The following is a 7,414-nucleotide window of genomic DNA, read 5'->3' as shown; positions in this document are numbered from 1 at the left end:
TTATTTGTAAACCTCCTGTAATTCAAGGTTTTAAAGGATTTTAGAACAATAAAAACAGATAGTTTTTGACACTACCATCATGAGGAAGGGGGGAGAAGAAATGAGGAAAGAACTGGAATATGTAAAGAAAATAGCTTTGCTTGCAAAGTTATTCCGTTTGGAACTTCTAACAGAAAAAGAATATGAAAGAATCAGACGGAAGCTGATGGACAGTTATCTGATTGCAGGGGAACGCAGCGATGATCCGAGGAAGGCAATCGCATAAAAAGTAGAAAGTTGAGAAAGACAATGGAAGACACAGCAATGCAACATTCGTTCACATTTATTATTTTAGATAAAATCATATTGCAAAATAAGAAAAATGCCAGATGGAGAAGCAGAAAAATGTGGCAGGTAAAAGAAATGGAGGAAGTTTATGGGTATGAGACAAGTTCAGATTTTGGAAGCAACGAAAACAACAATAAACAGTGTGGGAAGACGAGGTATGGGGATGTCGATTCAGCGTATCCGTGTTGCGGCATATTGCCGTGTATCTACGGACGGAGATGAACAGCTTGGCAGCTTTGTATCTCAGAAATCTTATTATGAAGAGAAAATACGTCAAAACAAAGAATGGGTGCTGGCAGGCATTTTTGCAGATGAAGCAATCACCGGAACGAAAGTGGACAAACGGGAAGGATTTCAGGAAATGATAAGGGAGTGCCGGAATGGGAAAATTGATATGATCCTTACAAAATCCATTTCCCGGTTTTCCAGAAATACACAGGATACGTTGAAATATGTGCGTATGCTCCGTGACCGGAATATAGCCGTTATATTTGAAAAAGAAAATATCAATACACTGGATATGAATGGCGAAATGCTTCTTACCATCCTTAGCTCTCTTTCGCAGGGAGAAGTGGAATCCCTTTCGGAGAATGTGAAGATGGGATTACGGATGAAAATGAAGCGGGGCGAACTGATTGGGTTCAATGGATGCCTGGGGTATGATTACGACCGGGAGACTAAGACAATTACTGTGAATGAACAGGAAGCAGAAACAGTACGTCTGATTTATGATCTGTATCTGCAGGGATACGGTACTTCGACTATTGCTAGAAGATTGATGGAATTAGGGATCAAAAACAGGTGTGGAACTGTAGAATGGCATACACATGGAGTGATGGGCATCATCAAAAATGAGAAATATAAGGGAGATGTTCTTCTTGGTAAAACATTTACGGTTGACCCCATATCGAAGAGACGGCTTGCCAATATGGGAGAAGAGGAACGGTATTATATCCGGGATCATCATGAACCCATTGTTACAAGGGAAATTTGGGATAAAGCAGAAGAAATTCGCCTGAAACGTGTAAGACCAAGGCTGATGGAGACAACTGCAAACAGAGAACGCTACACCAGACAATTTACATTCAGCAGTATGCTGGAGTGTGGGTATTGCGGTCATAAACTTTCCCGCAGAACAAGACACCAGACGACCACAACGAAAAAACCAGTCTGGCAGTGTATGAATGCAACCAAGAATGGAATCAGTAACTGCCCGAATTGTAAAGCGATTGATGAAGTAATTATTGAAAATGCATTCCTAGATGCATTCCGGTTACTGGCAGATAACTTTGATGATGTTCTGGATTCCGTATTGAGTACCATTGAAGATGTCTTGAAAGATGATACTGAATTAAAACGGGTAAAGCAGTTGGAGAAGGATATATCCAGTATTGAAACGAAAAAAAGCAGGTTAACAGATCTGTTGATTGATGGTAAAATAGAGCAGGAAGACTATGATGAGAAGAAGCTGAGTTTTCAGAGGAAACTTCATCAGATGACAGAAGAAAAGGCATATCTGGAAGAAAATATCGGACAGCAGAAAAATATAAGCAAGCGTATGGAACAGCTTCGGAAGACACTGGAAAATGAAGATATCCTGGATGAATTTGACCGTATCGTGTTTGAAAGCATCGTGGAAAAGGTAATTGTCGGCGGCTATGATGAAAACGGCAATCCTTCTCCATATAAACTGACTTTTGTCCTGAAATGTAATCAGGACTTGAAAGTAGATGATGCGAAAGCAGACTATAAAGCAAATCAGAAAGGGAAAAAGGTGTCATAATGGAGTTGGAAAATAAAGATATTTTGGAAAGAAGTGTATCAGAAAAAATGTGTTCATCAGGCAGTAACGGGGTTGGGGAAATATGTTCCCCAGGGACTGCCGACACATATAGAGACTTGTGTGTTGCTACAAAGACGAACTATGTAGAAATCCTTAATTTTAGGCACTTTTTCAAGCATATCGTCTTTACGAGCGAGGGCGATAAAATCAGAAATAAGGAGATAAAAAACTATATCAACGTTTCGGTGGTAGTTGATATAGAGTGTGGGAACACAAAGAATTAAATACTAAATTTGAGGGGTACTTGCAAAAAAAGTATCCCTTTTTAATGTAGGACGTTCAGAAATGAGCGTCTATTTTTTTACCAAAACGAAAGGAGAATTTAAAGCTATGAAAAAGATATTGAAGCGATTAGCCACAGGCTTCCTTGCCTTTGCAACTATCGCTACCGCTTTGCCGACAACGGCTGTCCATGCTTCCGAGAAACAATACTGGACAGAAAGTGCCGAGCGTGTCGGTATCGTTGAAAAAGTAATGAATGACGGTTCTATCGGTTCGACATTCAACGAGGGACACATGACCGTTGAGGGCGAGGACGCTTTCTGCGTGGATATTAACACCAACTTCCGTAACGGCTACAAGACCAGAGCCGACGCAAGCACACGCATGAGTTACGACCAGATTTCAGATGTTGCCCTCTCAATCGAGTATGTTAATCAGTATGTGCAGAGCCACAGCGGATTGAGCAGTCAGCATATTTACCTTTTGAAACAGTGCGTCGTATGGCAGAGATTGAGCGTTCATCTTGGCTGGCAATGCGATAACGTCAGAGCTTCCTATGATGAAATCTCAAAAGCCGTACAGGACGAGGTTTACGCTGGGGCGAAAGCCTTTGCCAGCGAGAACAAAGGACGCTATGAATGTGGCGGTTACATCTACTCTGGCGAGGGGCAGGACATTGGACAGTTCTGGGCGAAACTTGCTGTAGGGAACGCTACTCTTAAAAAGGCTTCCAGTAATGCCAGCATTACCGACGGAAACGGGCTTTACTCTATCGCTGGTGCGACTTATGGCGTCTATTCTGATAAGGACTGTACAAAACAGCTTGCCACCCTTACGACTGATAACAGCGGAAATACTGATACCGTGGAAGTAAAGGCTGGCACAGTCTACATCAAAGAGCTTTCTGCTCCTGCTGGCTATAAGGTGGACAGCACTGTGTATTCCTTAAATGTGGAAGCTGGCAAGACAGCGACACTCAATGTATCAGATACGCCAAAGGTCACAGACACACTTATTGAGCTTTTCAAGATTGATATGGAAACACAGAAAGACGCTCCACAGGGCGACGCTTCCCTAGAGGGTGCGGAGTTCACATGGAAATTCTATGCGGGACACTATACCGCTGACAATCTCCCTAGCGAGCCTACAAAAACATGGGTAACAAAGACAATCGCTGAAAAGGACAGCGACGGCACTATCCATTATGTTTCCCGCCTTTCTGATGAATACAAGGTATCTGGGGACAGCTTCTATACACAGGACGGAAAGAACGTGCTTCCTTTAGGAACGCTGACCGTTGAGGAAACGAAAGCTCCTGACGGCTATCTTCTTGACGGTGCATATATGCAGGCAAATGGTAGTGAGGAACAGATTAAGGGAATGTACCTTACACAGATTACCGAGGACGGCGATATTGCCGTACTGTCTGGAAGCAATCAGTACCATGTATCAGACAAGGTTATCCGTGGCGGTGTGAAAATCCAGAAAAGAGATTTAGAAACCAGCGATACCAAAGGTCAAGGAAGTGCGACCTTGAAAGACGCTGAATTTGAAATCATTTCCTTAAATGACAATGCCGTACTTGTCGAGGGCAAGCTCTACAATAAAGGCGAAGTGGTAAAGACAATCCTTACCGACATTGAGGGCGTGGCTTCTACTTCCGCTGACCTCTTACCTTACGGGAAATACCGTATCGAGGAAAGCAAAGCACCAGAGGGCTATCTGACGGACGGTGCAGAACCGATTGAATTTGAAATCACAGAGAACGGAAAAATCGTTGACCTTACAGGGACAGACACATCAATCTACAATCAAGTGAAGCGTGGCGACCTAGAGGGTGTAAAGATTGGTGCTGGCACACACCAGCGTCTTGCGGGAGTTCCGTTTAGGATCACAAGCAAGACCACAGGTGAGAGCCACATTATCGTGACAGATGATAACGGGCAGTTCTCCACTTCTTCTGATTGGGCTTCCCACAAGCACAACACCAATGCTGGAAAGACCAGCGAGGACGGTATCTGGTTTGGAACAAGCGAGCCAGACGACAGCAAAGGTGCATTGCTTTACGATACCTACATCATTGGGGAATTGCGTTCTGACAGCAACAAAGGCTTTGAGCTTATCCCGCCGTTTGAAATCGTAGTATCCAGAAACAATGTGACCGTTGACTTAGGGACACTCACTGATGAATACGAGAAAGAAATCTCTATCCATACCACAGCCACAGGCAAGGACGGCGAGAAGTCTATCGTAGCTGGCAAAGAGGTAACAATCATTGATACGGTTACGCTTGACGGGCTGGAAAAAGGCACAAAATATCAGCTCAAAGGCTGGCAGATGTTGAAAGAGGACAACGCCGAGCTTCTTATCGACGGACAGCGTGTGGAAAGTGATTACACATTCACAGCCGACAGCGAGGAAATGAAGATTGAAATGGAATATACGTTCAACGCTTCTTCTCTGGGCGGTCAGAACCTTGTAACCTTTGAGGAACTTTACGACCTTTCCAATGAGGACGAGCCTGTAAAGGTGGCAGAACACAAGGACATTGACGACGAGGGACAGACGGTGCTTATCACAGAGCGTATCATCTCTATCCATACCACAGCGACCAGCGAGGACGGAAAGAAAGAGATTGAAGCAGGAAAAGACGTGACAATCATTGATACCGTTACCCTTGACGGATTGGAAATCGGCACAAAGTACCAGCTTGTAGGCTGGCAGATGATTAAGGACGAAAACGCAGAACTTATCATCAATGATGAACGTGTCGAGAATGACTATACCTTTACTGCCGACAGTGAAAGCATGGAAGTACAGATTGCCTTTACTTTCGACGCTTCCGAGCTGGGCGGGAAAGAGCTTGTGACCTTTGAGGAATTATACGATTTGAGCAATCCAGACGAACCGACAAAGGTTACAGAGCATAAGGACATTGAGGACGACGGGCAGACGGTGACAATCACAGAAGTACCAGAAACGCCAGAAGAACCAACAGAGCCAGAACAGCCGACCACACCAGATACACCGAGCAAGACAACGGACGCTCCAAAGACAGGCGACAACACAAACATTGCCTTATTCTTAGGGCTTCTTGTTCTTTCTGGTGCAGGCGTGGCAGGAACATACTTCATCAAGCGTAGACGCTCTTAATCGGGCGGTCTGCTTATGATGATGAAGAAATCACGTTCCCCGCCGTATGGACTTGTAACAGAAAATGAAAATTTAAACTGTTCCTTTTCTGTTCTTCTGCTTGCAGATCAACGGAAAAGAACAGTCCACTAGGGGCGTGGGGAGTGTAGCTCCCCACATATCAATCACAGAAAGAAATGAGGTAGAACACATGAAATTAAAATATATCGTGCCTAACATGGCACAGACTTTTGGTAACTTAGAGTTTGCAGGAGAAAATGACGTGGAGCAACAGCGTGTCAATGGTCGCTTTGTTCCCGTGACAAGAAGCTATAACCTGTATTCCGACATTCAGAGAGCCGACGACATTATCGTTGTGCTTCCCGCAAAGGCTGGGGAAAAACGCTTCAAGTATGAGCAAAAAGTGAAGCTCGTCAATCCAAAGATTACCGCCGAGGGAAAGAACGTGCGAGGTCGTGGCTACACAAACTATATCTTAACGGCTGACGATATGCTTCCAGTCGAGGAAAACAAGTAAAGGGGGATAACAGATTATGAGATTAGCGAATGGAATTGTATTAGATAAGGAAAAGACTTTCGGTGTTTTGAAATTCTCTGCCCTTAGACATGAGGTGCGTGTAGAAAATGAGGACGGGACGACCACCGAGGAAATCAAACGCAGAACCTATGACTTGAAGTGCAGTCAGCAGGAACGCACGATACAGGTATCTATCCCAGCGGAAATCCCTGTCAAGGACTATCCGTACAATGCCGAGGTGGAGCTTATCAACCCTGTTGCCGATACGGTGGCAAACGCCAACTACCGAGGGGCAGACGTGGAATGGTACATCAAGGCAGACGACATTGTATTGAAGAATAAAGGCGGTCAGCCCGCAGGCAATCCGCAGAACCACGCTCCGCAGGGACAGCAGAAAAAATAATCAGCAAAGCATATTTTCATTGTAGGTGATACTGGATAGAGGTATAATAATTCTATAAATTGGAAGTTGTCAAAATTTTTCAAACAGCCTCATTGCATAGAAATGACGAACAGACTATCCTTAAAGTAGGAGGTGGCAGAAATGGCAAACGAAGATAAAAAAGATTTTAATGCTATGTTGCATGATAATAAGGATATGCCAAAATTTCAAATCATTACAGACCAGAAAAGCATTGAAAAATATGGTGGAAGTAAAATGTATTTTGCTCCACCAATCGACTATGACAAGGTAATGAAAAAAGTTCCTTATGGAAAAGTGATTACTGTTGGAAAGATACGAGAATACTTTGCAGAGTTGAGCGGTGCGGACTTTACAGAACCGATTACAGCAGGGATTTTTGTTTCTATCGTGGCATGGGCGAGTTATCAGCGTTCAGAAGATGAAACGCCTTATTGGAGAACATTGAAAGCGAATGGAGAACTCAATGCTAAATATCCAAATGGTATCAAAGCACAGAAAGAAAAATTAGAAGCAGAGGGACACACCATTATTCAAAAAGGGCGTAAAAATATACGATACTATGTAAAGGACTATGAAAACTCCCTCTTTGATTTGAAATAGAAAAATCCTAATTTAGCAATCTCATATTCAGTATTACACGAAGCGGTTAGTCTTTACGATTGACCGCTTTTTCCATATCCAGAAAGGGGTGTTTATGAACATTTTGAAATACAAGGGAAAGCGTATCAGAGCCAGCGACAAGAACCTTGTGTACCGCTTCTGCGTAAGTACGCTCCTGCTCCTGTTCGTGGCGGTTCTCCTGCTACTGAACATGGGACAGCTCATGCGTACCGATTGGGAGCATTTCAGCTTACTAGTATAGAATAAATTAAATTTCTGCTATATATTTTTGAGATGATGTATGGTAAAATAGTGTTATCAAAGAAAG

Annotated in this window: 6 protein-coding genes and 1 pseudogene; all 7 read left to right on the top strand. The window is 43.5% G+C overall.

Annotated elements, in window-relative coordinates; genetic code table 11:
* The first annotated feature begins 100 nt into the window (after positions 1–100).
* Positions 101–265: a hypothetical protein gene (locus tag NSA57_RS18990; protein ID WP_162610298.1), complete on the top strand. Its 165-nt coding sequence runs from the start codon at positions 101–103 to the stop codon at positions 263–265.
* A 150-nt stretch (positions 266–415) separates the two neighbouring features.
* Positions 416–2,110 (top strand): recombinase family protein, encoded by a 1,695-nt coding sequence (locus NSA57_RS18985; RefSeq protein WP_257465794.1) that lies wholly within the window; start codon positions 416–418, stop codon positions 2,108–2,110.
* Between the two features lie 390 nt (positions 2,111–2,500).
* On the top strand, positions 2,501–5,545 hold the full coding sequence (locus tag NSA57_RS18980) for an SrtB-anchored collagen-binding adhesin (RefSeq protein WP_257465792.1): 3,045 nt from the start codon (positions 2,501–2,503) through the stop codon (positions 5,543–5,545).
* Positions 5,546–5,735: 190 nt separating this feature from the next.
* The gene (locus NSA57_RS18975; RefSeq protein ID WP_257465791.1) at positions 5,736–6,062 is read left to right on the top strand and encodes a YdcP family protein; all 327 of its coding nucleotides are present in this window, start codon (positions 5,736–5,738) and stop codon (positions 6,060–6,062) included.
* 16 nt (positions 6,063–6,078) lie between these two features.
* Positions 6,079–6,465 carry a YdcP family protein gene (locus tag NSA57_RS18970; protein ID WP_021401038.1) on the top strand — a complete coding sequence of 129 codons (387 nt, stop codon included), beginning with the start codon at positions 6,079–6,081 and terminating at the stop codon, positions 6,463–6,465.
* Positions 6,466–6,606: 141 nt separating this feature from the next.
* On the top strand, positions 6,607–7,086 hold the full coding sequence (locus tag NSA57_RS18965; protein ID WP_195191713.1) for an MGMT family protein: 480 nt from the start codon (positions 6,607–6,609) through the stop codon (positions 7,084–7,086).
* A 94-nt stretch (positions 7,087–7,180) separates the two neighbouring features.
* Positions 7,181–7,342 (top strand): annotated as a pseudogene (locus tag NSA57_RS18960) (ATP-binding protein); the annotation flags it as partial.
* Positions 7,343–7,414: the final 72 nt, after the last annotated feature.

It is taken from the genome of Blautia caecimuris, from assembly GCF_024622975.1.
In the GTDB taxonomy this organism is placed as follows: Bacteria; Bacillota; Clostridia; order Lachnospirales; family Lachnospiraceae; genus Blautia_A; species Blautia_A caecimuris.
This window is presented reverse-complemented; position numbering and strand designations above follow the sequence as displayed.